Source organism: Segatella bryantii (assembly GCF_022024215.1).
In the GTDB taxonomy this organism is placed as follows: domain Bacteria; phylum Bacteroidota; class Bacteroidia; order Bacteroidales; family Bacteroidaceae; genus Prevotella; species Prevotella bryantii.
The window spans coordinates 734,884-758,026 of sequence record NZ_CP091798.1 but is presented as its reverse complement, the minus strand read 5'-3'; the positions used below and the strand labels follow the sequence as shown (position 1 = coordinate 758,026).

At 35.8% G+C, this 23,143-nt stretch carries 24 protein-coding genes; 15 read left to right on the top strand and 9 right to left on the bottom strand.

Features of this window, described 5'->3' with window-relative positions:
* Nucleotides 1-51 precede the first annotated feature (51 nt).
* A complete protein-coding gene (locus L6471_RS07200) occupies nucleotides 52-1,305 on the top strand; it encodes a phosphoglycerate kinase (RefSeq protein ID WP_006282973.1) in 1,254 nt (417 codons plus the stop codon).
* 86 nt (nucleotides 1,306-1,391) lie between these two features.
* Nucleotides 1,392-3,080, top strand: a complete 1,689-nt coding sequence (locus tag L6471_RS07195; RefSeq protein ID WP_027453403.1) for a putative transporter — start codon at nucleotides 1,392-1,394, stop codon at nucleotides 3,078-3,080.
* A gap of 59 nt (nucleotides 3,081-3,139) precedes the next feature.
* Here L6471_RS07195 and L6471_RS07190 read toward each other — a convergent pair whose 3' ends face one another.
* Nucleotides 3,140-3,940: a DUF4738 domain-containing protein gene (locus L6471_RS07190; RefSeq protein ID WP_006282976.1), complete on the bottom strand. Its 801-nt coding sequence runs from the start codon at nucleotides 3,938-3,940 to the stop codon at nucleotides 3,140-3,142.
* Between the two features lie 250 nt (nucleotides 3,941-4,190).
* Here L6471_RS07190 and L6471_RS07185 point away from each other — a divergent pair, with 250 nt between their 5' ends.
* The 13 genes from L6471_RS07185 (at nucleotide 4,191) to L6471_RS07125 (ending at nucleotide 16,908) form a co-directional block, all read left to right on the top strand.
* A complete protein-coding gene (locus tag L6471_RS07185) occupies nucleotides 4,191-5,258 on the top strand; it encodes an HU domain-containing protein (protein ID WP_237797624.1) in 1,068 nt (355 codons plus the stop codon).
* Nucleotides 5,258-5,797: an FHA domain-containing protein gene (locus L6471_RS07180; protein WP_006282978.1), complete on the top strand. Its 540-nt coding sequence runs from the start codon at nucleotides 5,258-5,260 to the stop codon at nucleotides 5,795-5,797. The genes L6471_RS07185 and L6471_RS07180 overlap by 1 nt, the downstream gene beginning before the upstream one ends.
* Nucleotides 5,798-5,998: 201 nt before the next feature.
* Nucleotides 5,999-6,862, top strand: coding sequence for a formyltetrahydrofolate deformylase (gene purU / locus L6471_RS07175; protein WP_006282979.1), 864 nt, complete (start codon nucleotides 5,999-6,001; stop codon nucleotides 6,860-6,862).
* The gene (gene hisH, locus L6471_RS07170; RefSeq protein WP_006282980.1) at nucleotides 6,862-7,473 is read left to right on the top strand and encodes an imidazole glycerol phosphate synthase subunit HisH; all 612 of its coding nucleotides are present in this window, start codon (nucleotides 6,862-6,864) and stop codon (nucleotides 7,471-7,473) included. Before purU ends, hisH begins: the two co-directional genes overlap by 1 nt.
* Nucleotides 7,474-7,476: 3 nt before the next feature.
* Nucleotides 7,477-8,205 carry a 1-(5-phosphoribosyl)-5-[(5-phosphoribosylamino)methylideneamino]imidazole-4-carboxamide isomerase gene (gene hisA, locus L6471_RS07165; protein ID WP_006282981.1) on the top strand — a complete coding sequence of 243 codons (729 nt, stop codon included), beginning with the start codon at nucleotides 7,477-7,479 and terminating at the stop codon, nucleotides 8,203-8,205.
* 9 nt (nucleotides 8,206-8,214) lie between these two features.
* Nucleotides 8,215-8,982, top strand: a complete 768-nt coding sequence (gene hisF, locus L6471_RS07160) for an imidazole glycerol phosphate synthase subunit HisF (protein ID WP_006282982.1) — start codon at nucleotides 8,215-8,217, stop codon at nucleotides 8,980-8,982.
* Nucleotides 8,983-8,997: 15 nt separating this feature from the next.
* The gene (gene hisIE, locus L6471_RS07155) at nucleotides 8,998-9,648 is read left to right on the top strand and encodes a bifunctional phosphoribosyl-AMP cyclohydrolase/phosphoribosyl-ATP diphosphatase HisIE (RefSeq protein ID WP_237797623.1); all 651 of its coding nucleotides are present in this window, start codon (nucleotides 8,998-9,000) and stop codon (nucleotides 9,646-9,648) included.
* Between the two features lie 15 nt (nucleotides 9,649-9,663).
* A complete protein-coding gene (locus L6471_RS07150) occupies nucleotides 9,664-10,389 on the top strand; it encodes a cell division ATP-binding protein FtsE (protein WP_006282984.1) in 726 nt (241 codons plus the stop codon).
* A gap of 33 nt (nucleotides 10,390-10,422) precedes the next feature.
* On the top strand, nucleotides 10,423-11,742 hold the full coding sequence (locus L6471_RS07145) for an aspartate kinase (protein ID WP_006282985.1): 1,320 nt from the start codon (nucleotides 10,423-10,425) through the stop codon (nucleotides 11,740-11,742).
* A gap of 23 nt (nucleotides 11,743-11,765) precedes the next feature.
* The gene (gene lysA, locus L6471_RS07140) at nucleotides 11,766-12,923 is read left to right on the top strand and encodes a diaminopimelate decarboxylase (RefSeq protein ID WP_237797622.1); all 1,158 of its coding nucleotides are present in this window, start codon (nucleotides 11,766-11,768) and stop codon (nucleotides 12,921-12,923) included.
* A 52-nt stretch (nucleotides 12,924-12,975) separates the two neighbouring features.
* Nucleotides 12,976-14,118, top strand: coding sequence for a glycosyltransferase (locus L6471_RS07135; protein WP_074548401.1), 1,143 nt, complete (start codon nucleotides 12,976-12,978; stop codon nucleotides 14,116-14,118).
* Nucleotides 14,119-14,228: 110 nt separating this feature from the next.
* Entirely contained in the window at nucleotides 14,229-14,924 is a 696-nt protein-coding gene (locus tag L6471_RS07130; protein WP_173651715.1) for a glycosyltransferase family protein, read from the top strand.
* Nucleotides 14,925-14,931: 7 nt separating this feature from the next.
* Nucleotides 14,932-16,908: a fructose-bisphosphatase class III gene (locus tag L6471_RS07125; RefSeq protein WP_006282989.1), complete on the top strand. Its 1,977-nt coding sequence runs from the start codon at nucleotides 14,932-14,934 to the stop codon at nucleotides 16,906-16,908.
* 234 nt (nucleotides 16,909-17,142) lie between these two features.
* Here L6471_RS07125 and L6471_RS07120 read toward each other — a convergent pair whose 3' ends face one another.
* The 8 genes from L6471_RS07120 to L6471_RS07085 all read right to left on the bottom strand — a co-directional run bounded on the left by L6471_RS07120 (nucleotide 17,143) and on the right by L6471_RS07085 (nucleotide 23,142).
* Nucleotides 17,143-17,604 (bottom strand): hypothetical protein, encoded by a 462-nt coding sequence (locus L6471_RS07120; protein ID WP_006282990.1) that lies wholly within the window; start codon nucleotides 17,602-17,604, stop codon nucleotides 17,143-17,145.
* Between the two features lie 78 nt (nucleotides 17,605-17,682).
* Complete coding sequence (locus tag L6471_RS07115; RefSeq protein WP_006282991.1) at nucleotides 17,683-18,654, bottom strand: F0F1 ATP synthase subunit gamma; 972 nt, start codon at nucleotides 18,652-18,654, stop codon at nucleotides 17,683-17,685.
* A gap of 5 nt (nucleotides 18,655-18,659) precedes the next feature.
* Nucleotides 18,660-20,246, bottom strand: coding sequence for a F0F1 ATP synthase subunit alpha (gene atpA, locus L6471_RS07110; RefSeq protein WP_074548407.1), 1,587 nt, complete (start codon nucleotides 20,244-20,246; stop codon nucleotides 18,660-18,662).
* Nucleotides 20,247-20,252: 6 nt separating this feature from the next.
* Nucleotides 20,253-20,789, bottom strand: coding sequence for a F0F1 ATP synthase subunit delta (locus tag L6471_RS07105; RefSeq protein WP_027453394.1), 537 nt, complete (start codon nucleotides 20,787-20,789; stop codon nucleotides 20,253-20,255).
* Between the two features lie 8 nt (nucleotides 20,790-20,797).
* A complete protein-coding gene (gene atpF / locus L6471_RS07100; protein WP_006282229.1) occupies nucleotides 20,798-21,304 on the bottom strand; it encodes a F0F1 ATP synthase subunit B in 507 nt (168 codons plus the stop codon).
* Between the two features lie 38 nt (nucleotides 21,305-21,342).
* Nucleotides 21,343-21,588, bottom strand: coding sequence for an ATP synthase F0 subunit C (atpE, locus tag L6471_RS07095; RefSeq protein ID WP_006282230.1), 246 nt, complete (start codon nucleotides 21,586-21,588; stop codon nucleotides 21,343-21,345).
* A 39-nt stretch (nucleotides 21,589-21,627) separates the two neighbouring features.
* Nucleotides 21,628-22,713 (bottom strand): F0F1 ATP synthase subunit A, encoded by a 1,086-nt coding sequence (atpB, locus tag L6471_RS07090; RefSeq protein ID WP_006282231.1) that lies wholly within the window; start codon nucleotides 22,711-22,713, stop codon nucleotides 21,628-21,630.
* Between the two features lie 3 nt (nucleotides 22,714-22,716).
* Nucleotides 22,717-23,142: a hypothetical protein gene (locus tag L6471_RS07085; protein WP_006282232.1), complete on the bottom strand. Its 426-nt coding sequence runs from the start codon at nucleotides 23,140-23,142 to the stop codon at nucleotides 22,717-22,719.
* Between the last annotated feature and the right edge of the window lies 1 nt (nucleotide 23,143).

The following is a 23,143-nucleotide window of genomic DNA, read 5'->3' as shown; positions in this document are numbered from 1 at the left end:
TTTTGCGAAACAATTGATAACAGAAATATTAACTATTTAAATAATAGAAGAATGAAAATCAATGACTTTAACTTTGCCGGACACAAGGCAATTGTACGCGTGGACTTCAATGTACCATTGAATGAAAATGGAAATGTAACAGACGACACTCGTATCAAGGGTGCTCTGCCAACACTGAAGAAGATTCTTTCAGATGGAGGTTCTGTCATCATGATGAGCCACATGGGCAAGCCAAAAGGTAAGGTTAATCCAAAACTTTCTCTTAGCCAGATTGTAAAGAATGTTTCTGATGCTTTAGGCGTAGATGTAAAATTTGCAGAAGATTGTGGTAATGCATCTGACGCTGCTGCAGCTTTGAAACCAGGTGAAGCATTATTGCTCGAAAACCTTCGTTTCTATGCAGAAGAGGAAGGTAAGCCAGTAGGTATCGACAAAGCAGATCCTAAGTATGACGAGGCTAAGAAAGAAATGAAAGCAAAGCAGGAAGAATTTGCAAAAAAACTTGCTTCTTATGCTGACGTATACGTAAACGATGCTTTCGGTACTGCCCATCGTAAACATGCTTCTACAGCTGTTATCGCTGATTATTTCGATGCAGATCACAAAATGCTTGGTTTCTTGATGGAGAAAGAAGTAACTGCTATCGACAATGTATTGAAGAATGCTCAGCATCCTTTCACTGCTATCATCGGTGGTAGCAAAGTTTCTTCTAAACTCGGTGTAATCAAAAACTTGCTCGATAAGGTTGACAACTTGATTATCGGTGGTGGTATGGGTTATACATTCATTAAGGCTCAGGGCGGTCACATCGGTAAGTCTCTTCACGAAGATGATTTGATCCCAGAAGCACTTAACGTAATGAAGGTAGCTAAAGAAAAAGGTGTAAACTTGAGTCTTTCTACTCATACTGTATGTGCTAAAGAATTCAGCAATGATGCAGAGCGCGTCGTTTACCCTATCGGCGAAATTCCTGAGGATTACGAAGGTATGGATGCAGCTGAAGAATCTGTTAAGGTATGGCAGGATATCATTCTTAACTCAAAGACTATCCTTTGGAACGGTCCTGTTGGTGTATTCGAGCTTGACAACTTCGCTGTTGGTACAGGCGAAATCGCTAAGACTGTTGCAAAAGCAACTCAGGAAAATGGTGCTTACTCACTCGTAGGTGGTGGTGACTCTGTAGCAGCTGTTAACAAGTTCGGCTTGGCAGATAAAGTAAGCTATGTTTCTACCGGTGGTGGTGCTATGCTTGAAGCTATCGAAGGAAAAATTTTACCAGGTGTAGCAGCAATTGAAGGAAAATAATTTCATACTATAAAACAAAAAGATGCATAAATAAAATGTTTATGCATCTTTTTTTGTACCTTTGCAGCCAAGAATAAATTATTATCATGGATTGGTTATTAGATCTATTTAGAACACAAGACAGTGTAGCGCACATCGTCTTACTTTATTCCATTGTAATTGCGGCAGGTGTATACCTTGGCAAGATTAAAGTAAAAGGCATTTCTTTAGGCGTTACTTTCGTACTGTTTGCAGGTATTTTAGCAGGGCATATCGGTTTTACCGCTCCTACCCCAGTACTTAACTTTTTGCAGGATTTTGGTTTAATCCTCTTCGTTTTTATGATTGGTCTTCAAGTAGGCCCAGGCTTCTTTGAAAGTTTCGGAAGAGGTGGTATCAAACTCAACATGTTAGCAACTTCTTCTATCATTCTTAATGTTGCCGTAATGTTTGCTTGCTACTTTATTTTCTTTGATACAAGCAACGTTGACAACTTACCTATGATGGTTGGTACAATGTATGGTGCAGTTACCAATACTCCAGGCCTAGGTGCTGCAAGTGAAGCTTTACATTCAATAAGAACTGGCCAATTGCCTCTTATTGCGAATGGATACGCATGTGCATACCCACTAGGTGTTTTAGGTATTATTGGTGCTACTCTACTTGTCAAAGCTATTTGTAATGTAAATTTTGACGAGGAAAATGCTGAACTTAATCAAAAGGAAGCTGAAAATCCACACGCAAAACCTCACTCATTACACCTCAAAGTTACAAATGATTATATCGTAGGTAGAAATCTAAAACAAATTTCAGATTTCCTTAATCGCGATATTGTGGTTACTCGTATACTTCATGAAGGCAAGTTAGAAGTTCCTAGTCGTGACACTATCTTTGAAAAAGATGATGAAATCCTGCTCGTTTGTGCAGAATCAGACGCAGAAGCCATTCAAGCTTTTATCGGTCCGGAAATTGATACTGACTTCAAAGAGGATGACCAGCAGCAACCTATGATTTCTAAGAGAATCATTGTTACAAACAGTTCTATGAATGGTAAGAGCCTTGGAAAAATGCATTTTTCAAGCCTCTATGGAGTTAACGTAACACGTATTACTCGTCAGGGAATTGACTTGTTTGCAAGCCGAAACCATCACTTCCACGTTGGAGATAAAATCATGGTTGTTGGCCCTGAAGAAAATGTTAATCGTGTAGCAGAACTGATGGGAAATTCACAAAAGAAGCTGAATGCTCCTAATATTGCTACAATCTTCATAGGTATTATAGTTGGTATTCTCTTTGGAAGTTTACCAATTGCGATACCAGGCATGCCTGTTCCTCTAAAATTAGGTTTAGCAGGTGGACCTCTCATCATCGCCATACTCATCGGAAGATATGGATACCGCATGGGACTTGTCACTTACACGACGACATCAGCGAACATGATGCTAAGAGAGATCGGATTAGTGTTATTCCTTGCATCAGTTGGAGTAAAAGCCGGTGCAGGCTTCTGGGACACCGTAGTAAAAGGTGACGGTTTGTGGTATGTACTTACAGGATTCTTGATAACTATCATTCCGATCTTCATTATAGGAACAATTGCTAGAAAGAAATATAACTTTAATTACTATACTATCATGGGTATGATTGCTGGTACATATACTGACCCACCAGCATTAGCTTATGCAAGCTCTATTTGTCCAGGAGAAGCTCCTGCTATTGGATATTCTACAGTATATCCATTAAGTATGTTCCTAAGGATTTTCTTTGCGCAGATAATAGTTTTATTCTGCTGCTCTTAATGATATAAAAAAAAGCATGGTAGTTTCAACCATGCTTTTTTTATATCAAAAGAATAATACTATCGAGAACTTCTCATTGTTAACTTTCCATCAAAACCTATAATGAGTTGCACTTCATATACACTTGGACTATCAGGTATGCACAATTGTGCTGTATAATGCGCTCCATCTGAACTAATTTCCATAAACAGGATATCACTCAATATGCTTTGAGATAATACATCTTCTCTAACTCTACCCCTAAAATCCATCTTATGAAAATCGCGAGAAAAAACACAAGACGCACCATGAAAAAGACTGATATGAATAATATTGTCATAATAAATATTGTCAACCTCAACACCATCGTCATTTACATACGACTTATAGACCTTGTATGAAGTAGGATTCACCTGCACATAACTATGATATTGCTGCCCATGAATATGAACCACTGTATCCCGCTTAATAAGTTGACCCTGATTGAATTGATTTATTGCAACAGGCTGATCCACATTAAAAGCTTTAACATCATTAGGATCGGTACTTTTTACCAACTTAACTAAATCGCCCGTTTGATTTTTAAATTGAAATAAATGAGGAGCCTGCTTTACTATATAATACTTAACATCATGAGTACCATGCATAATCAAAGTATCACGTCGAATTACAAAATAGCAAGGTCGACTTGTAGAATCGGGATAATAAATGGTATCGCCCTTAACACGGAATGCAATTTCTTCATCATCTTCACTAATCCAAACACCTTGAAGCATTTTTTTAGCGTTAGTGTCTTCTTGGACCTCATTCTTTACAGGATTCTGCCTGCAACTATATAAGCCTAAGACAAGGCAAAATAACAGAATTAATTTTCTTTTCATTATCAGTTTTGATTACTGTACTTTCCGTATTAAAAATACGATCAAACGAAACTCACATGCAAATTACAAATGAAATTAAGCCATAAAGCCTATTTCGTTCGAAAGTTACACTTACACAAATATTTAAAAGCGAAAACAAAGATAGTTTTTTTTAAAAGAATAACAAAACAAATATACATAATTATTGAGTCATATGTTTTTTTACGTTAATTACTCGCTTTTTACAAGAAAAAATATTAATTTTGCAATCGTGATAAATTTGAATAGACATATAGAAATCCTTTTGCTCAACAACGATTGTGTTATAATCCCAGACTTTGGAGGTTTTATGGCTCATCATGTTGAAGCTAAATATGATGACAAGAATCAAATATTCTTGCCACCTCTTCGTACGATTGGTTTTAATCCGCAATTAAAAATGAATGATTCATTGCTTGCCCAATCATACGTTGAAGCTTATGACATTAGCTATCCTGAAGCATTAATTAGGATAGAAGATGAAGTAAACGAACTAAAACAAAGATTAGAAATAGAAGGTAACTTTACCCTTACCGATATAGGTACTCTTACCTTAACAGAAGATGGTAAATATAATTTCGAACCTTGTGAAGCTGGTACATTGACACCAAGCTTATATGGATTATCAAATTTTGATTTTCCAATGCTTCAAGAAGTAGAAACGACACAAGATATCACTAACTATAAAGAAGTAATGATATCTAAAGACGCTATACCTTCTAACAATACTACATCAAGAACATTAAATAGTATATTGAACGAAGAGCAAGAAGACAAAACAAAAGAAAGAACTATAAGCATTCGCGTAAGTGTATTAAGAAACTTAGCAGCTGCTTGTATTGTACTTATTGCATCTCTCTTCTTTGCTACACCTTTAGGAAACTATCAAAGTTCAAAAGTTAATCAAAGCAGTATTGATACAGGTATTCTATATCATATTTTACCTAAGGATATTTCTTCAAATATCCCATTAAAGCTAAATACAAACAAAACAGCAAATAGTAAGAAGGTTAATTTAGAACTTTCTTCTCTGAATAATAATTCAAAGACATCTGTTCCTACATCAGAATACAGCATTGTAGTAGCTAGTCACACTACAACACAAAATGCAGAAGCCTATGTAAACATTTTACGCAAACAAGGCTATGTTTCTGCAAGAGTATTAACAAACCAAGGAGCTACTAAAGTTGTATTAGGACATTATCGAAATGAGAAAGAAGCTCTTAAAGCTTTGAATACACTCAATAATGAAGAAGAATTTGCTGGTGGTTGGGTAATAAAAATTAATAAACAGATATAATGAAACGAGTTCGTTGTCCTAGATGCGACCAATATACCTTTTTTGATGAGACCAAATATGAATCTGGTCAATCATTAGTATTCCAATGTCCACAATGTGGAAAAGAATTTGGAATAAGATTAGGTGTATCCAAACTCAAAAATACTCGTAAAGAGGAAAATATTGAAGAGGAAGCTAAGGAAAATGAAACTGGATATGGCTCTATAGTCGTCATCGAAAATGTGTTTCATTACAAACAAATAATTCCACTACAATTTGGAATTAACAAAATAGGACGCTATATGAAAGGGAGTAAAATTAATTGTCCTATAGAAACCGTTGATCCAAGTGTAGACATGACACATTGTACTATCAATGTAACAAAAGATAAAAAAGGAAAACTTAAATATATTTTACAGGATGGTCCAAGCTATACTGGAACTTTTGTAGATAATGAAATCTTAGGAGACAAAGAAAAGAGAGTTATTTATGATAACACTCTCTTTACTATAGGTGCTACTTCTATCATTCTTCACTCTGCTGAACATTCTGATGAATAAATGAGCTCCCCCTCTTAAAGACTGTAAGCTAAACTAGCACAAATACTATAATTTTCACCTTTTCTACACCGAAAAGTAAGAAAATATATCTATATTGCTTTCATTTGAAAGAAAAGTTGTACCTTTGCAATATATGATGGTTTAAAATCACCAGAAATTAATTACAAAGTGAATTTTCGGATAATAATATAGCAATAAAGAATGAAACCAACGGCAATACTATTGCTCCACTGCCCAGACAAACAGGGCATCATCTCAGATGTTACAAAATTTATCACAGATAACAAGGGCAACATCGTTTATCTCGATCAATATGTAGATCGAGAAGACGCAATGTTCTTTATGCGTATCGAATGGGAACTGGAGAATTTTCTAATACCTCGAGAGAAAATTCAAGATTTTATTAATACTTTGTATGCTCAAAGATACAAAATGGAATTTCAATTATATTTTAATGATGAAAAACCTAGAATGGCTATCTTTGTCAGCAAACTAAGTCACTGCTTATATGATTTATTAGCTCGATACAAAGCTGGTGAATGGAATGTGGATATACCATGTATCATTAGTAATCATGAAGACCTCAGATATATTGCCGATCAGTTTAAAATACCATATTATGTTTGGTCAATAAAAAAAGATCATAGTAACAAAGCTGAAGTCGAGAAAGCAGAAATGGAACTTTTAAAAAAGGAAAAGATTTCTTTTATCGTTTTAGCTAGATACATGCAAATAATTAGTGATGACATGATAAAAACATATCCAAATCATATCATCAACATTCATCACTCATTCTTACCTGCTTTCATTGGTGCAAAACCTTATCACCGAGCTTGGGAGCGAGGCGTAAAAATTATAGGTGCCACAAGCCATTATGTAACAGCAGAACTAGATGCTGGTCCTATTATAGAACAAGATGTAACTAGAATTACACATAAAGATACTCCAGAAAGTTTAGTACTCAAAGGAAAGGATATTGAAAAAATAGTTCTTAGCCGTGCTGTAACAAAACAAATAGAACATAAAATACTCACCTATCATAATAAAACAATTATCTTCAGTTAATGAATTTAGCTATAGTAAAATATAATGCAGGTAATATTTACTCTGTTGTAAATGCAATAAAAAGACTTGGAATTGATCCAATTTTGACAGATGATGTAGAGGAATTATCAAAAGCAGATGGTGTTATTTTTCCAGGACAAGGTAATGCACATGAAGCTATGGAATATCTAAAAGCCCATAAACTTGATGAAGTTATACGTAACCTGAAACAACCCGTCTTGGGAATATGTGTGGGACAACAATTGCTTTGTAAATACTCTGAAGAGGGTAACGTTGATTGTATCGGAATATTTGACGTTCCTGTCAAGAAATTTATACCCCAAAAGCATGAAGACAAAGTACCAGCCATGGGATGGAATGAATTAATTTTATCTCAAAATGAAGATAATCGTTTATTAAAAAATTTAGGTAATCGCCCATACGTTTACTTCGTACATAGCTATTACGTACCTATATGTAAAGATACAATAGCTGAAGCAAATTATATCGAAAATTATAGTGCTTGCCTTCACAAAGACAATTTCTATACTTGTCAGTTCCACCCAGAAAAAAGTGGGAAAGTAGGTGAACAGATATTACGCAATTTTATAGATATCATTAATCAAAGATAAAACATGACAAATAAGATTGAACTTATTCCTGCCATTGATATTATCGGCGGACAATGTGTAAGGCTGACCAAAGGTGACTATACTCAAAAGAAAGTATATAATACAAATCCTATCGATGTCGCTTTAGAATTTGAATCACTCGGATTTAAGAGACTTCATGTTGTGGATCTTGATGGAGCAAAATCAAAACATATCGTCAACAAAGAAGTCTTAGAAGCTATATCAAAATCGACTAACTTAAAAATCGATTTTGGTGGTGGAATAAAAACTAAAGACGATATCGAACAAGCTTTTGAACATGGAGCATCCATGGTAACAATAGGCTCTATTGCTGTTACCCAACCAGACTTATTTATAGAATGGATAAATAAATATGGAGCAGATAAACTTATTCTTGGTGCAGATGTCAGAAATGGCAAAATATCGATAAACGGATGGAAAGAAGACTCTAGTGAAGACCTTCTACCCTTCTTAAAAAAATACATAGATAAAGGGGTTAAAAATGTATTATGCACAGAAATAAGTAAAGATGGAACTCTGCAAGGTCCTGCGATAGAATTATACAAACGCATCATGCAAGAATATCCAGACCTTCATTTAATAGCAAGTGGAGGAGTTTCTAGTAACCAAGATATCACCGAACTGGAAAAAGCTGGAATTCCTGCTGTTGTCTTTGGCAAAGCCTATTACGAAGGGAAAATAGATATTCAAAAATTAGGATTGAAAAAATAATACGACTCCATGATCAATAAAGGATTAGCAAAAAGAATAGTTCCATGCCTCGATGTTAAAAATGGAGAAACCGTCAAAGGTACTAATTTTATTAATCTTCGCAGCGCTGGCGACCCAGTAGAATTGGGAAAAGCATATAGCGATGCAGGAGCAGACGAGCTTGTCTTTCTGGATATTACTGCAAGTTTTGAAGAAAGAAAGACATTTACAGATATGGTAACTCGCGTTGCTGCTGAGATTAATATTCCATTTACAGTAGGTGGCGGTATCAATGAAATTACCGATGTAGATCGCTTACTTAATGCTGGTGCCGATAAAATAAGCATTAATAGCGCTGCTATCAGAAATCCTAACCTCATCGATGAGATTGCGCATCACTATGGATCACAGGTCTGTGTATGCGCCATTGATGCGAGACTAGATGAAGACGGCTGGTATTGCTACGTTAAAGGAGGTAGAGAACGTACAGAATTACCACTTTTTGAGTGGGCTAAAGAAGTTGCTGATAGAGGAGCCGGAGAAATCCTATTTACTAGCATGAATCATGATGGAGTAAAACAAGGATTTGCAAATGAAGCACTTGCACAATTAGCTGATGAAGTTAGTATACCTGTTATAGCAAGCGGTGGTGCAGGAAATATGGAGCATTTTAAAGATGTCTTCGAATTAGGAAAGGCAGACGCAGCATTAGCCGCTAGCGTATTTCACTTTGGCGAAATTACTATTCCTGATTTAAAAAGATACCTTAGAAAAGAAGGTATTAATGTAAGAATTTAAATATCTAACAGATATATGGAAATTGATTTTAAAAAAATGAATGGACTTGTTCCAGCAATAATACAAGACTATAAAACTAAGAATGTTCTCATGCTTGGTTTTATGAATGAGGAATCTTATAACAAAACAATAGAAACAAAAAAAGTTACATTTTGGAGTCGCTCTCGAAATTGTCTTTGGACTAAAGGTGAAACTTCAGGTAACTTCTTGAATTTAATTAGCATAAAAGTTGATTGCGATAATGACACTTTACTTGTAGAAGTTATACCAAATGGTCCAACTTGCCATAAAGGAACTGATACATGCTGGGGTGAAGAAAACAAATATAATCCTATCCTCTTCTTATCAGAACTTCAAGATTTTATCACGAAGCGTCATCAGGAAATGCCTGAAGGAAGCTATACTACAGCCCTTTTCAACAAAGGAGTAAAACGAATAGCACAAAAAGTTGGCGAAGAATCACTAGAAACTGTTATTGAGGCGGTATCAGGAACAGATGAAAAACTGGTCTATGAAGCTTCAGATATTCTTTATCATCTAATTGTCTTGTTAGAAGCTAAAGGACTAAGAATCGAAGATGTAGCAGCAGAATTACTTAAACGTCACCAACCAGATTGGGATAAAGACCGAAGATTGGCTAAGTTTCTAGGAACATACAAACGATAAAAAAAATTACGCATTATGTTAATAGATTACGAGAAGGTAAATATTTACCAAGAAGACAATTTAATTCTAAAAGACGTCAACTTCCATGTAGATGAGGGAGAATTCATATACATTATCGGTAAAGTGGGCTCTGGAAAAAGTTCGTTATTAAAGACATTTTATAGCGAGCTGGATCTAATAAAAGACGAAACAGAAAAAGCAGAAGTTCTAGGTCGTAACCTCATTGCGTTAAAAAGAAAAGAGATTCCTGCACTTCGCCGAGAAATTGGAATCATTTTCCAAGATTTCAAACTACTGCATAGATTAACTGTACGCGAGAATTTACAATTCGTACTAAAAGCTACAGGTTGGAAGGACAAAAAAGATATCGAAAAACGTATCCAAGACGTACTAGAAGAAGTCGGAATGACTGATAAAATTGACAGACTGCCACATGAATTATCTGGTGGCGAACAACAACGCATCGCAATTGCACGAGCTTTGCTTAACCATCCTAAAATGATAATTGCAGATGAGCCTACTGGTAATCTAGATTCAGAAACAGCATATAAAATTATCCAACTTCTTAAGGATATAACAAACATGGGAACAGCAGTGATTATAACAACCCACAACATACCACTGCTCGATAAATTTCCAGGAATTGTTTATCGCTGTAAAGACGGATTAATAAAAGATGTCACAAATGAATACAATCACCTTGACTTAACAGAAGATGCAGAGACAGGTGAGGAAAGTTAAAAGAATAAGAATTTAAACTTAAAAGATACGATTATGAAGGTAATGAAATTTGGAGGTACTTCTGTTGGCTCTCCTGAGCGCATGAAGGGAGTAGCCTCATTAGTCACAGAATCAGGTGAACCAACATTCGTTGTTCTCTCAGCTATGAGTGGAACAACTAACTCTTTGGTAGAAATTAGCGATTATCTATATAAAAAGAATCCTGAAGGTGCCAATGAAGTTATCAATAAACTTGAAGCAAAATACATGCAGCATGTAGAGGAACTGTATTCTAAAGAAGAGACTAAAAAGGCTACACGTGAGTTTCTTGCTGGCGAATTTGATTATCTTCGTTCCTTCACTAAAGATCTTTTTACTTCATTCGAAGAGAAAAGTATCGTAGCACAAGGAGAAATCATGAGCACCAATATGGTTGTAAACTATTTAAATGAAATTGGTGTTAAGGCTGTGCTCCTCAATGCACTTGACTTCATGCGTACTGACAAAAATGCAGAACCTGACACTCAGTACATCAAAGAGAAGCTTCATGACGTTATGGAAGCCAATACTGGTTACCAAATTTATATAACACAGGGATTTATCTGCAGAAATGCTTATGGCGAAGTTGACAATCTCCAGCGTGGAGGTTCAGACTATACCGCATCACTTATTGGAGCTGCTCTTCCTGCTGAAGAAATACAAATCTGGACAGATATCGATGGTATGCACAATAACGACCCTCGTATTGTAGAAAAAACAGAAGCTGTTAGACAACTTAATTTTGAAGAAGCAGCAGAGCTTGCTTATTTTGGAGCTAAAATTCTGCATCCTACATGCGTTCAACCTGCTAAATATGCAGGAATTCCAGTGCGCTTAAAGTATACCATGGACCCTAAAGCTGATGGTACTATCATTGACAACGTTATTGTTCGCGGAAAAATTAAAGCAGTTGCTGCCAAAGATAATATTACAGCAATTAAGATTAAAAGTAGTCGAATGCTTTTGGCAACAGGTTTCTTAAGAAAGGTATTCGAAATCTTTGAGAGTTATCAAACTCCTATTGATATGATTACAACTTCTGAGGTTGGAGTTAGTATGAGTATTGACAATGATTCACACCTTAACGAAATTGTTGACGAATTAAAAAAATATGGTACTGTTACAGTGGATAGTAACATGTGTATCGTATGCGTTGTAGGTGACCTAGACTGGAGTAACCTTGGTTTCGAAACAATAGCAACCGATGCCATGAAGAATATTCCAGTTAGAATGATTTCATATGGTGGTTCAAACTATAACATATCATTCTTAATTAGAGAAGCTGATAAGAAGCAAGCACTTCAGAACCTTAGTAAGGTGCTATTCAATAAGTGATAATATTTTTCAAAAGGAGAATAATGAAAGGAAAATTCCAGGTAGAAAAGTTCAAAAATATACGAACTCCCTTCTACTATTACGACACAAACATTCTCAGAGATACACTAAAAGCGATTAAATCTGAGACTGACAAACATGAACATTTTATGGTTCATTATGCCATAAAGGCAAATGCTAATCCAAAAGTACTAAATATCATCTGCCAAGCTGGTCTCGGTGTAGACTGTGTCAGCGGAGGTGAGATAGAAAGAGCGTTAGAAGTAGGATTTCCTGCAAATAAAATCGTTTTTGCCGGTGTCGGCAAAAGCGATTGGGAGATAGAACTCGCTATCGACAAAGATATTTTCTGCTTTAATGTGGAAAGTATTCCTGAACTAGAAGTAATCAACCAAATTGCGCAAGAAAAAGGAAAAATTGCTCATGTTGCATTTCGTATAAACCCAAATGTTGGCGCCCATACACATGCTAACATTACTACAGGATTAGCAGAAAACAAGTTCGGTATCGCTATGTGCGATATGCTAACTGTTATAGAGGAAGCCAAAAACATGAAAAATGTAAAGTTTGTTGGTCTTCACTTTCATATAGGCTCCCAAATACTTGATATGGGTGATTTTGAAGCGCTCTGCAACCGCATAAACGAACTTCAAGACACTCTTGAGCGAAACAATATCAAAGTTGAACATATAAATGTCGGTGGTGGCCTAGGTATCGACTACGAACATCCAAATCTGTCTCCTATTCCTGATTTTAAATCTTATTTTGAAACATACTCAAAATTTTTGAGACTAAGAAACGGCCAACAGGTACATTTCGAATTAGGAAGAGCCGTAGTTGGACAAATGGGAACATTAATTACAAAAACATTATATGTCAAACAAGGTAGTGCTAAAAAATTTGCTATTGTTGATGCTGGTATGACAGATCTTATTAGACCTGCTTTATATCAAGCATATCATAAAATAGAAAACATTTCCAGCAATGCACCAACTGAAGCATATGATGTAGTAGGCCCTATTTGTGAATCAAGCGACGTATTTGCGAAGTCAATAGACTTAAATAAATGTCAAAGAGGTGACCTCATCGCAATTCGTTCTGCAGGAGCATACGGAGAAATCATGGCCAGCCAATATAATTGCAGAAAAATGCCACAAGGATATATCACCGAAGAACTGTAAAATTTATCAGAAACATATTTGCAAAAACAAAATAATTATTACCTTTGCAAATATGTTAATAATTGATGAAATAACAATCGCACTCTGTATAATAGTGATTTTATTAGCGATCATGGCATCGCTAATAAATCCACTATTACATCGCATTTCTGTTGTAGATAATGAATATGTAGCAGATCAGCTACCACCAATATCGATTCTTATACCAGAACATGATAACGCTAAAGAACTTGATCAAAATTTAGCCTTATTTTTAAACCAAAAATACCCAATCGACTATCAAATAATAGTCATCACAGAAGAAGGACATGGCGATACAGAAGATGTTCTAAAGAAATACTCAAATAACAGCCATCTCTATACTACATATATTCCGCAATCCTCGCGCTATATGAGTAGGAAAAAACTACAAATTACCTTAGGAGTAAAAGCTGCTAAACATGAATGGATACTTTTAACTGACCCTAGCTGCAAACCATTAAATGAGAATTGGTTGGCAACTATGGCATCGAAATGCAACAATCAAACCAATATTGTTCTTGGATATACGACATTAGAAGAAGGTACTAATGAATATAGACGATTTGAGCATATTAATACTGCTCATTACATTCTAAATCAAGCAAATAGAGGACAAGCCTATATTACGAATATGCAAAATCTCATGTTCAGAAAAAGTGAGTTTTTACAAAAAGGAGGCTTTCTAGGTAACCTAGACCAAATAAGAGGTGAATACTATTTCCTCGTTAATAAATTTTCTGAAGATTCTAAGACTAAAATAATAACAGATAGAGATAGTTGGCTTGAAGAACAAGAACCAAGTGATAAGGAATGGAACAACAGACATCTATACTATCTAGCAGCCCGCAAAGATTTGAAACGAAGTAAAAAAATCCATTATAAAATGCTTGTTAACGAGATTATACCACACTTGAGTATATTAACAAGCTTAGGCATTATAGTCTATAGTGTAAATTCTCAAAAATGGCTACTTACAGCTTGTAGTATTTTATCTATAGTAATCCTTTTCTTTGCTAGAAGTATCATAGCCTCCAAAGCTATAAAACCATTTTACGGTGACCTCGCTATTTGGAAAATACCATTCTATGAATTATCACTAATTTGGCATAGAATATATTATCACATTTCATATATGAAAGCCGACAAACGAGATTTTACTACCCATAAACTCTAATTAATAAAAGCACCATATTGAAAGTCTATCTACATATATCAAAAAGTCTTTTGAAAAAAAGCATACACCGTGATTTAATATCCATATTGAGAGAAAATCTATCTCAAGACATGGATATAGTAGATAATCTTGCTGATACTGATATCGTTTATATCTTCGGTGCATGGAGAATGCAAGATGCAATATTTGCAAGAAAAGTAAGGCAAATGGGTATTCCTTATATCCTTATTCCTTTGGGCCATATTAGCAGATGGAATATAGAACATTATCTTATTAAAAGAATAATACAATCTGTACTCTATCAAAAATTATTAGCAAAAAAGGCAGGCTGTATTATAACAACATCAAAACTGGAGGACACATATTTAAAAAAACTCAAGTGGAACCAGAATATTATCTATGTTACTAACTGTCTGTATTCTCAAGTTACAACTAATTCTGAAACAGCAAACGAGATTTGGCAATGTGGTAATAAGATTCTCACAAGTTTTACACAAGAAAAAGAAGAAAAGATACATAAGATAACAGACGATGAAATCATTTATCAAATACTATTGATAAAGAATAGAATGCCACACCAAAATATACCTTTTCAAATGGTAGACCAACTACACTGTCTGCTAAAAAATACAGAATATAATGATGACGAACTGGAAGAAAAGATAGAGAAAATGAAACTAAAAAAATTTTCAGAATCTTTATTTGCTGTCACCATGGAAAAAACTGGATTAACAGAAGGTTTTATACCATTTCCACAAAAGGTAAACAAACTATCAAAAAAGATAAACAAATATATAAAATTTTAGATCTACTATGACTCAAAGCAAAGTTGAACAAGACATAAAATATTTGAAACTTTTAGCTAAAAGTTTTCCAACCATTGCTGAAGCAAGCTCTGAAATTATCAACCTTTCCGCTATATTGAACCTTCCCAAAGGAACAGAACACTTTCTTGCAGATATACATGGAGAAAATACAGCTTTTCAGCATGTTCTAAAAAATGCTTCGGGAAATATCAAGCGAAAGGTAAATGAACTTTATGGAAACACATTAAGAGAAGCTGAAAAGAAGGAACTTTGCACACTCATTTATTATCCTGAAGACAAACTCCAACTAATAAAGACTAAAGAGAAAGACATCAAAGATTGGTACAAGATTACCCTTCATCGCTTGGTTGCTGTATGCAGGGATGTTTCCTCTAAATATACAAGAAGCAAAGTAAGGAAAAGTCTACCTCCAGAATTTAGCTATATCATAGAAGAACTTCTACATGAACGTACTGATGATAGTAACAAAGCCGCTTATGTTGATACTATCATAGATACAATTATATCAACAGGTAGAGCTGATAATTTTATTATAGTTATATGCCAAGTTATCCAAAAACTTGCAATAGACCAACTCCACATTTTGGGTGACATATACGACCGTGGCCCAGGAGCTCATATTATATTAGATACACTTGATAAATATGGAAAATGGGATATTCAATGGGGAAACCATGATATTTCATGGATGGGTGCTGCTGCTGGCAACAAGGCTCTCATATGTAATGTAATTAGGTTGTCACTAAGATATTATAACTTAGCAACTCTCGAAGAAGGATATGGCATAAATCTTGTGCCATTGGCTACATTTGCTATGGAAACTTATGGCCAGGATCCATGTATTGAATTTCAACCAAGATTAAATGGAGGAGCAATCAAACAGGACAAGAAAACGACCCAGCTAACAGCGCTTATGCATAAAGCTATTACGATATTACAATTTAAAGAAGAAGCCCAAATCTTTGATCGTAATCCACAATGGCACATGGAGAATTGTGAAATGCTTAAGTGCATAGATTATGAAAAAGGAACTATTAAAATAGATAATCACGAATATCAATTAAGTTCTTGCAATTTCCCAACAATAGATCCAAAGAATCCATATAAACTAACCAAATCAGAAGAGATTCTTATGGCAAAACTTGTGAGATCCTTCAAAAAAAGTGAAAAATTACAGCGGCATATTCAGCTATTGCTTCAACATGGTTGTATGTATGCCATATATAATAGCAATTTATTATTTCATGCAAGTTGTCCACTTAATAAAGATGGAAGCTTGCGAGAAGTGGAAGTATATCCTGGGAAGAAATATAAAGGTAAAGAACTCATGCACCAAATTGGAATGCTTATCAGGACGGCATTCCAAGATGAAAGAGATGAAATCAATAAAAGATATGCTATTGATTATTTTCTTTATCTTTGGTGCGGTAAAGATAGTCCGCTATTTGACAAATCTAAAATGGCGACTTTCGAAAGGTATTTTATTAAGGACAAATCTACTTGGAAGGAAGAAAAAGGAAGTTACTATACTCTTAGAGAAAATCCAAATATTGTCGACTCTATATTAGATGCTTTTCAGGTACAAGGAGAGAATAGACATATTATCAATGGCCATGTGCCAGTACACGCAGCAAATGGAGAAAATCCCATTAAAGCTGAAGGTAAACTTATGGTTATTGATGGTGGATTTAGCCAAGCCTATCACCAAGAAACAGGTATAGCAGGATACACATTAGTATATCATAGTCGTGGTTTCCAACTCGTACAACACGAACCTTTTACAAGTGCAGAAGAAGCAATTATAAAAGGAACAGATATTAAAAGCACTACTCAAATTGTCGAAATGAGTAGTCACAGAATGCTTGTCGGAGATACAGATAAAGGCTACGCTATAAAGGAACAAATTAAAGATTTATCTGAATTATTATTTGCCTATAGGCATGGCTACTTAAAAGAAAGGTAAAATCTTTGGTATATTCCATTATGGGTTTGCTGATAACTTACTTTGTTATCGGCATCTAGCACGAGGACGAAAAGTTATATATCGATGAAATATACTCTTATAGCTAACAATATAAGCCATCAGAATGTTCGTATTACTGATGGCTTACACATGATATTATAACAATACCCCACTTAAAGTCGGACATAAACAAGAGAAAACTATACTGTCAGAAAGCTGCTAAATACACTATCATTACTTTTTATTAGATTCAGCTCTAAAACCAAATTCATGGCTTTCCAAATAAGCTCTTTGAAAATACTTACCTTTATTTTCAATTTCGCTTAAAAATCTTCCTTCTAACAGAGATGTTAACTCTTTCTGGTACGTCTTAATCATCACATCATAAAGTTCTTTGCTCTGACAAGCATAACGCAAAAGAAGTTTCACTGGAGTATCATTACTAAAATGATGCTTATTCATATCTGCCATTGCAGCTTCATAACTATCAAAATTGATTGATAGAAGAATCGGAAAACTAACATTACAGAAGAAAATCGAAAAATGCTCATAATAATCAGAAGCAATCTGTTTTATTAATACCGCATCATTTTCATTATTTCTCCATGCGGGCTTTCTTTTATCTAAAATACCTGATATGAAGCCACAATAAAAACCTGATATAATATCTTTTAATATTTCTTGTTTTTCTTCCATAAAAATAAAAATAAAAATAGGAAAGACTCATCCTTCCAATAGAGAGCTCTCCTATTTTATTATTCATATACAGATAAATCAGTTATTGGCTGATCCACCTACTATGTCAAGCAATTCATTAGTAATGGCTTGCTGACGACTCTTATTATACTGTAAGCTGAGTTGACGAAGCAACTCATCTGCATTATCACTTGCTGTTTGCATAGCTACCATTCGTGCAGCATGTTCACTTGCATTACTATCAAGAAGAGCTGTGTAAACCATCAAATTTAATTGCTTCGGAATTAAACTATCCAAAACCGACTCCAAATTTGGTTCTACAATAAAGTCATCATTAAGAGGTTTAACAGCTTCAACCTTTGCCACACGTTCTTCATCCTTTTGGCGAAGATATTCCTGAGCCTTTGCTGTAGCAACATTACTAGTTAAATCACGATCATTTTCTGTGCCAATACTTTCTGTTGAAAGGTCTATTGGTAGCATCGTTTTACACGTTAAGATTTGGGAACCAGCACTCTTAAAATGATGATAGATAAGATCAACTTTATCCAATTCACCCGCTAAAAATTTATTCATTAGCTCTTGAGCAATATCTCCACATTCACGTGCATTAGGTTTTTCGGCCAAATCCAAGAAACTACCACCAGACTTAATACTATGCTTCTTGATATAATCTTCAACTTTCCTACCAATAGGATAAACCATAATATCTTCAACACCAGAAGCCTGATAATTATCAACAACTGTCTGAAGTTCCTTAAGCACATTATTATTAAATCCTCCACAAAGAGAACTATTACTGGTAAATGCAATAATCGCTACACGCTTAATCTCTTTGTGTGAAGACGCCAATGGAGAATCAATATTTGGAGTAGAAACCAAAAATGATTTCAAAATATGCTCCAACAAATTTTCATAAGGAAGCATATTTTGAATCGCCATTTGAGCATGATGCAACTTACTAGAAGCAACCATTTTCATAGCACTTGTAATCTTACGAGTACTATTTACACTGGCTATACGATTTTTTATCTCTTTTAATGAAGGCATAGGCTTTATGCTTTATATTGTCCAGCAATATCAGCCATTGTTTCCTCAATAACTTTTGTTGCCTCTTCTGACAACTTTCCATCACTAAGGATCTGTAATGTATCTGAATGCTGTGTACGCATCTTATCCAAGAATGAATCCTGACAAGAACGAACTTGCTCTACTGGAACATCATGCATAAGACCATGAACTCCGCAATAAAGAATGGCAATTTGCTCTCCTACTGGCATTGGGGAATATTGAGGTTGTATAAGAATCTCATTATTCTTACGTCCTCTGTCCAATGTCATAGCTGTTACAGGGTCCATATCAGAAGAGAATTTAGAGAAGCTCTCTAATTCACGATACTGAGCCTGGTCAATTTTCAAAGTACCTGCAACCTTCTTCATACTCTTGATTTGAGCACTACCACCTACACGTGATACTGAAATACCCACATTGATAGCTGGACGGAATCCTTGATTAAATAAATCAGTCTCCAAATATATCTGACCGTCAGTAATAGAAATTACGTTAGTTGGAATATATGCAGAAACATCACCAGCCTGAGTCTCAATAATAGGAAGCGCTGTAAGTGAGCCTCCTCCTTTAACTTTACCCTTTAATGATGCAGGTAAATCATTCATTTGCTCAGCAATTTCTTGCTGATCGTTGATACGAGCTGCACGCTCCAACAAACGACTATGAAGATAGAACACATCACCTGGATAAGCTTCACGACCAGAAGGACGACGCAAAATCAATGATACTTCACGATAGGCAACAGCCTGCTTAGACAGATCATCATATACAACAAGAGCATGATAACCTCGATCACGGAAATACTCACCAATAGCAGCACCAGCAAAAGGAGCATAATACTGCATAGCTGCAGGATCGGCTGCTGTAGCACTTACAACAATTGTATAAGGCATTGCCCCATGATCTTCCAATGTCTGAACAAGAGATGCAACAGTAGATGCCTTCTGACCAATTGCTACATAGATACAATAAACAGGTTTGCCTGCTTCATAGTTACTTTTCTGATTGATAATCGTATCAACTGCAACTGCAGTTTTACCTGTCTGACGGTCACCAATAATAAGTTCTCGTTGTCCACGACCAATAGGAATCATAGAGTCTACAGCCTTCAAACCTGTCTGGAGAGGTTCTTTCACAGGCTGACGGAAAATCACACCTGGAGCCTTACGATCCAAAGGCATCTCTATAGCGTCAGTAAGATCTATAGCGCCCTTACCATCTATTGCCTGACCAATAGGATTAACAACGCGACCAAGAAATTTATCATTGACGCGAATAGAAGCAATACGATGAGTACGCTTAACCTTCTGTCCTTCTTTGATACCAGCAGTTGGCCCCATGAGCACACAACCTACGTTGTCTTCCTCAAGGTTCATGACAATAGCCATGGTGCCATTCTCGAATTCAAGCAGTTCAGAAGCCTCAACATTGCGCAAACCATAAACATGTGCTACACCATCAGCTACAGTAAGTACAGTACCTACTTCATCAAACTGATTAGCTTCGTTGATGCCTTTCAACTCTCTTTCGAGTACTTCAGACACTTCGCTTGGTTTTATTTTTTCTGACATTATTCATTATTTTTTTAATTCACTAAGGATGCGATTAAGTTTAGTTTTAACACTAGCATCCATTCGATAGGTATCATACTCGAGGACAAACCCACCAATAATAGAGGGATCCACCTCGGTAGTGAACTCTACTGTTCCCTGAGTTTTTGCCTCTACCATCTGTTTCATCTTCTGCTCTACAGCATCTGATACAGCAACGGCAGTAGTCAGTTTACCGCGGGTGATATTCTTCTGTTGTCTATAAAGAGTGATATACGAATTAGCCATGAATTGCAGGGCGCTTTCCCTATCCTCTTTTAAAACGAGTTCCAAAAAGCGTACGCTCAACTGCTGAGGGCTTTGACCGAGAGCAGTTGTGAGCAAATGTAATTTTTTAGAACGTTGGAGCATAGGGTTATCTATCGTAGAACGAAGACTAGGCACATTAATATAGCAATCTGAAAGAGATACCATATTTTGATATACCAAATCCGCATTCTTCAGCTCTGTAGCACTCTTAAGGAGAGCCCGGGCATATCTTACCGATATTACACCTAAATCCATAAGCCTACTTATATTTTCTTATTATCAGAAGAAACTTCATCCAGCAGTCTGTCGATTAATTCCATCTGCTTGGCATCAGTAGAGAGATTCTGCTTAAGAACCTTTTCTGCAACAAGAATACTAAGTTCTGCAACCTGTGAACGTATATCACGAATCGCATTTTGCTTCTCAGTTTCAATTTGTATTTTTGCTTCGTTTACGATGCGAGCACCTTCTTCACGAGCTTTATCCTGTGCATTCTCTACGATAGCATCACGAGTTTCAGCTGCTTCTTTAAGAATAGCAGCCTGTTTCTCACGAGCTTCTTGCAGTATGGATTCACCTTCTTTCTGAATGTTGGCAAGCTTCTCATTTGCTTCATGCGCCTTACGTAGTGAATCATCGATAAAAGCCTTACGGTCATTCACCATCTTGATTATAGAAGGAAAACCCCACTTAAGCAAGACTAGGAAGACGATGATGAAGACGATGGTCATCCAAAAAAGCAAGCCGCTTTCAGGCATTAATAAATCCATTCGCGCTGGTTTAAGTTATTTGATAATGTGAATACTCTTTATTTCATTACAACGGCCAAAAGGGCTACAATCACCGCCAAGAAGGCAACACCCTCTACAAGAGCAGCCGCAATGATCATAGATGAACGAAGATCACCCATTTTCTCTGGTTGACGAGCCATGGCATCCATAGCCTGACCACCAATTTTACCAATACCGATACCTGCACCGATTACTGCAAGACCTGCGCCAATTGCGCCACCCATTTTTGCAACTTCCGCTGCTAATAATAATGCTGTTAACATAACTATAACTTTTTAATTATTATTTATTACTTAATGATATTATTCATGTTCTTTTACATGTGCCAACGAGATAAACACCGCTGATAACATGGTAAATACAAGAGCTTGGATATAACTTACCAAAATTTCAAGTAACATCATGAATACACTTAATGCCACTGATATTATGGACATACCCGAACCTGCTAAATTATTGACTACATCGTCTGTCGTTAAATGAAACATGATGAAAATCATACCCGCAAAAGCTAATGCTATAGCATGACCTGCCATCATATTGGCGAATAATCGAATAACAAGAGCTAATGGCTTTGTAAATATACCAAAAAGCTCTATTACTGGCATCAAAGGTACAGGAACTTTTAACCAAGCAGGAACATCTGGCCAAAAAATTTCTTTCCAATATTCCTTCGTACCCGTGAGATTCGTAACCAAGAAAGTTGCTACACCCAAAAAACAAGTACAAGCAATATTTCCTGTCAAGTTACCACCTCCTGGGGGAAATGGTACTATACCCATTATATTAGCTATGAAGATAAAGAAAAAACATGTCAACAAATAAGGTGCATACTTATCAGCCTCCTTACCCATAACAGCCTTAATCACATCATCATACACCGACATAACAAACATATGCATCAATCCAACAAAACCTCTTGGAGCAGGATCATCTACTTTATGATTTCGGCACCAACGTGCTGGGATGAGTATACAAAGTAACAAAATAAATGCATCGATGAATAACACACAAGTGGTCTTCGTTATGGAAATATCCAATGGACGAACTTCTGTATTACCAACTTTTTCTACTATTTTATTCGGATATGTCTCGTCTTCACTACCCTTGATATAAAGCCCATAAGGTCCACGACGATTGCCCTCTGAATCAGGATTTTCTTCAAACTGACTACTACAAAAGACATGCCATCCTGTAGAACTTTTAACTATCACAGGCAAATGGATAACGACAGGTGTTTCACCCAAATTCGTTACATGCCACTCATACGAATCTTTGATATGTCCCCATAATATCTCTTTCATATCAATATCTTTTTGCACAGCAAAACTTGACATTGCTGCAAAAAAGAAGATAACTATGAAGAAATACCTCTTTAGATGTCTCATATCTTAATCTTTTCTTTTTTGTTTCTGCTTCTCCACAATAGAGAAGAACGTTGTTTCAAATATAAGCGAACATATATAGAATAAAGCGAAAGTAATCACAAAACCAAGCATCATATCCTGCCTCTCATAAAGGACAAACATACCTGCCAAAACTACCATTAATGCCAATAGCATTCTTATTGAACCACATGCCATGTAATAACGGTTCATCACATTAGGCGAATGAACCGCGACATATCGCCAAGCACATATAGAAACACTATTAATCACCAATTGGTATAAGCTACAGAAAGCGACACTATAAACATGATCTTTTAGATCACCTACCGATACAAAAAAGAAACCGGCTAGAGCCATTCCACACACCATCCATATAGACAACAGACGATAACGATGAACGATTCGCTTGATTCTTTCACTTCTTTCCATA

Bases quoted from the DNA above. Each gene is read 5' to 3' on its own strand.
- atpF (WP_006282229.1), bottom strand. From the start codon at position 21,304: ATGGATTTATTAATGCCTGAAAGCGGCTTGCTTTTTTGGATGACCATC.
- atpB (WP_006282231.1), bottom strand. From the start codon at position 22,713: ATGAGACATCTAAAGAGGTATTTCTTCATAGTTATCTTCTTTTTTGCA.
- L6471_RS07120 (WP_006282990.1), bottom strand. From the start codon at position 17,604: ATGGAAGAAAAACAAGAAATATTAAAAGATATTATATCAGGTTTTTAT.
- L6471_RS07125 (WP_006282989.1), top strand. From the start codon at position 14,932: ATGACTCAAAGCAAAGTTGAACAAGACATAAAATATTTGAAACTTTTA.
- lysA (WP_237797622.1), top strand. From the start codon at position 11,766: ATGAAAGGAAAATTCCAGGTAGAAAAGTTCAAAAATATACGAACTCCC.
- hisF (WP_006282982.1), top strand. From the start codon at position 8,215: ATGATCAATAAAGGATTAGCAAAAAGAATAGTTCCATGCCTCGATGTT.
- L6471_RS07130 (WP_173651715.1), top strand. From the start codon at position 14,229: ATGGATATAGTAGATAATCTTGCTGATACTGATATCGTTTATATCTTC.
- hisH (WP_006282980.1), top strand. From the start codon at position 6,862: ATGAATTTAGCTATAGTAAAATATAATGCAGGTAATATTTACTCTGTT.
- atpE (WP_006282230.1), bottom strand. From the start codon at position 21,588: ATGTTAACAGCATTATTATTAGCAGCGGAAGTTGCAAAAATGGGTGGC.
- L6471_RS07105 (WP_027453394.1), bottom strand. From the start codon at position 20,789: ATGGATTTAGGTGTAATATCGGTAAGATATGCCCGGGCTCTCCTTAAG.
- L6471_RS07190 (WP_006282976.1), bottom strand. From the start codon at position 3,940: ATGAAAAGAAAATTAATTCTGTTATTTTGCCTTGTCTTAGGCTTATAT.
- L6471_RS07200 (WP_006282973.1), top strand. From the start codon at position 52: ATGAAAATCAATGACTTTAACTTTGCCGGACACAAGGCAATTGTACGC.
- hisIE (WP_237797623.1), top strand. From the start codon at position 8,998: ATGGAAATTGATTTTAAAAAAATGAATGGACTTGTTCCAGCAATAATA.
- hisA (WP_006282981.1), top strand. From the start codon at position 7,477: ATGACAAATAAGATTGAACTTATTCCTGCCATTGATATTATCGGCGGA.
- L6471_RS07150 (WP_006282984.1), top strand. From the start codon at position 9,664: ATGTTAATAGATTACGAGAAGGTAAATATTTACCAAGAAGACAATTTA.
- L6471_RS07145 (WP_006282985.1), top strand. From the start codon at position 10,423: ATGAAGGTAATGAAATTTGGAGGTACTTCTGTTGGCTCTCCTGAGCGC.
- atpA (WP_074548407.1), bottom strand. From the start codon at position 20,246: ATGTCAGAAAAAATAAAACCAAGCGAAGTGTCTGAAGTACTCGAAAGA.
- L6471_RS07115 (WP_006282991.1), bottom strand. From the start codon at position 18,654: ATGCCTTCATTAAAAGAGATAAAAAATCGTATAGCCAGTGTAAATAGT.
- L6471_RS07085 (WP_006282232.1), bottom strand. From the start codon at position 23,142: ATGGAAAGAAGTGAAAGAATCAAGCGAATCGTTCATCGTTATCGTCTG.
- L6471_RS07180 (WP_006282978.1), top strand. From the start codon at position 5,258: ATGAAACGAGTTCGTTGTCCTAGATGCGACCAATATACCTTTTTTGAT.
- purU (WP_006282979.1), top strand. From the start codon at position 5,999: ATGAAACCAACGGCAATACTATTGCTCCACTGCCCAGACAAACAGGGC.
- L6471_RS07135 (WP_074548401.1), top strand. From the start codon at position 12,976: ATGTTAATAATTGATGAAATAACAATCGCACTCTGTATAATAGTGATT.
- L6471_RS07195 (WP_027453403.1), top strand. From the start codon at position 1,392: ATGGATTGGTTATTAGATCTATTTAGAACACAAGACAGTGTAGCGCAC.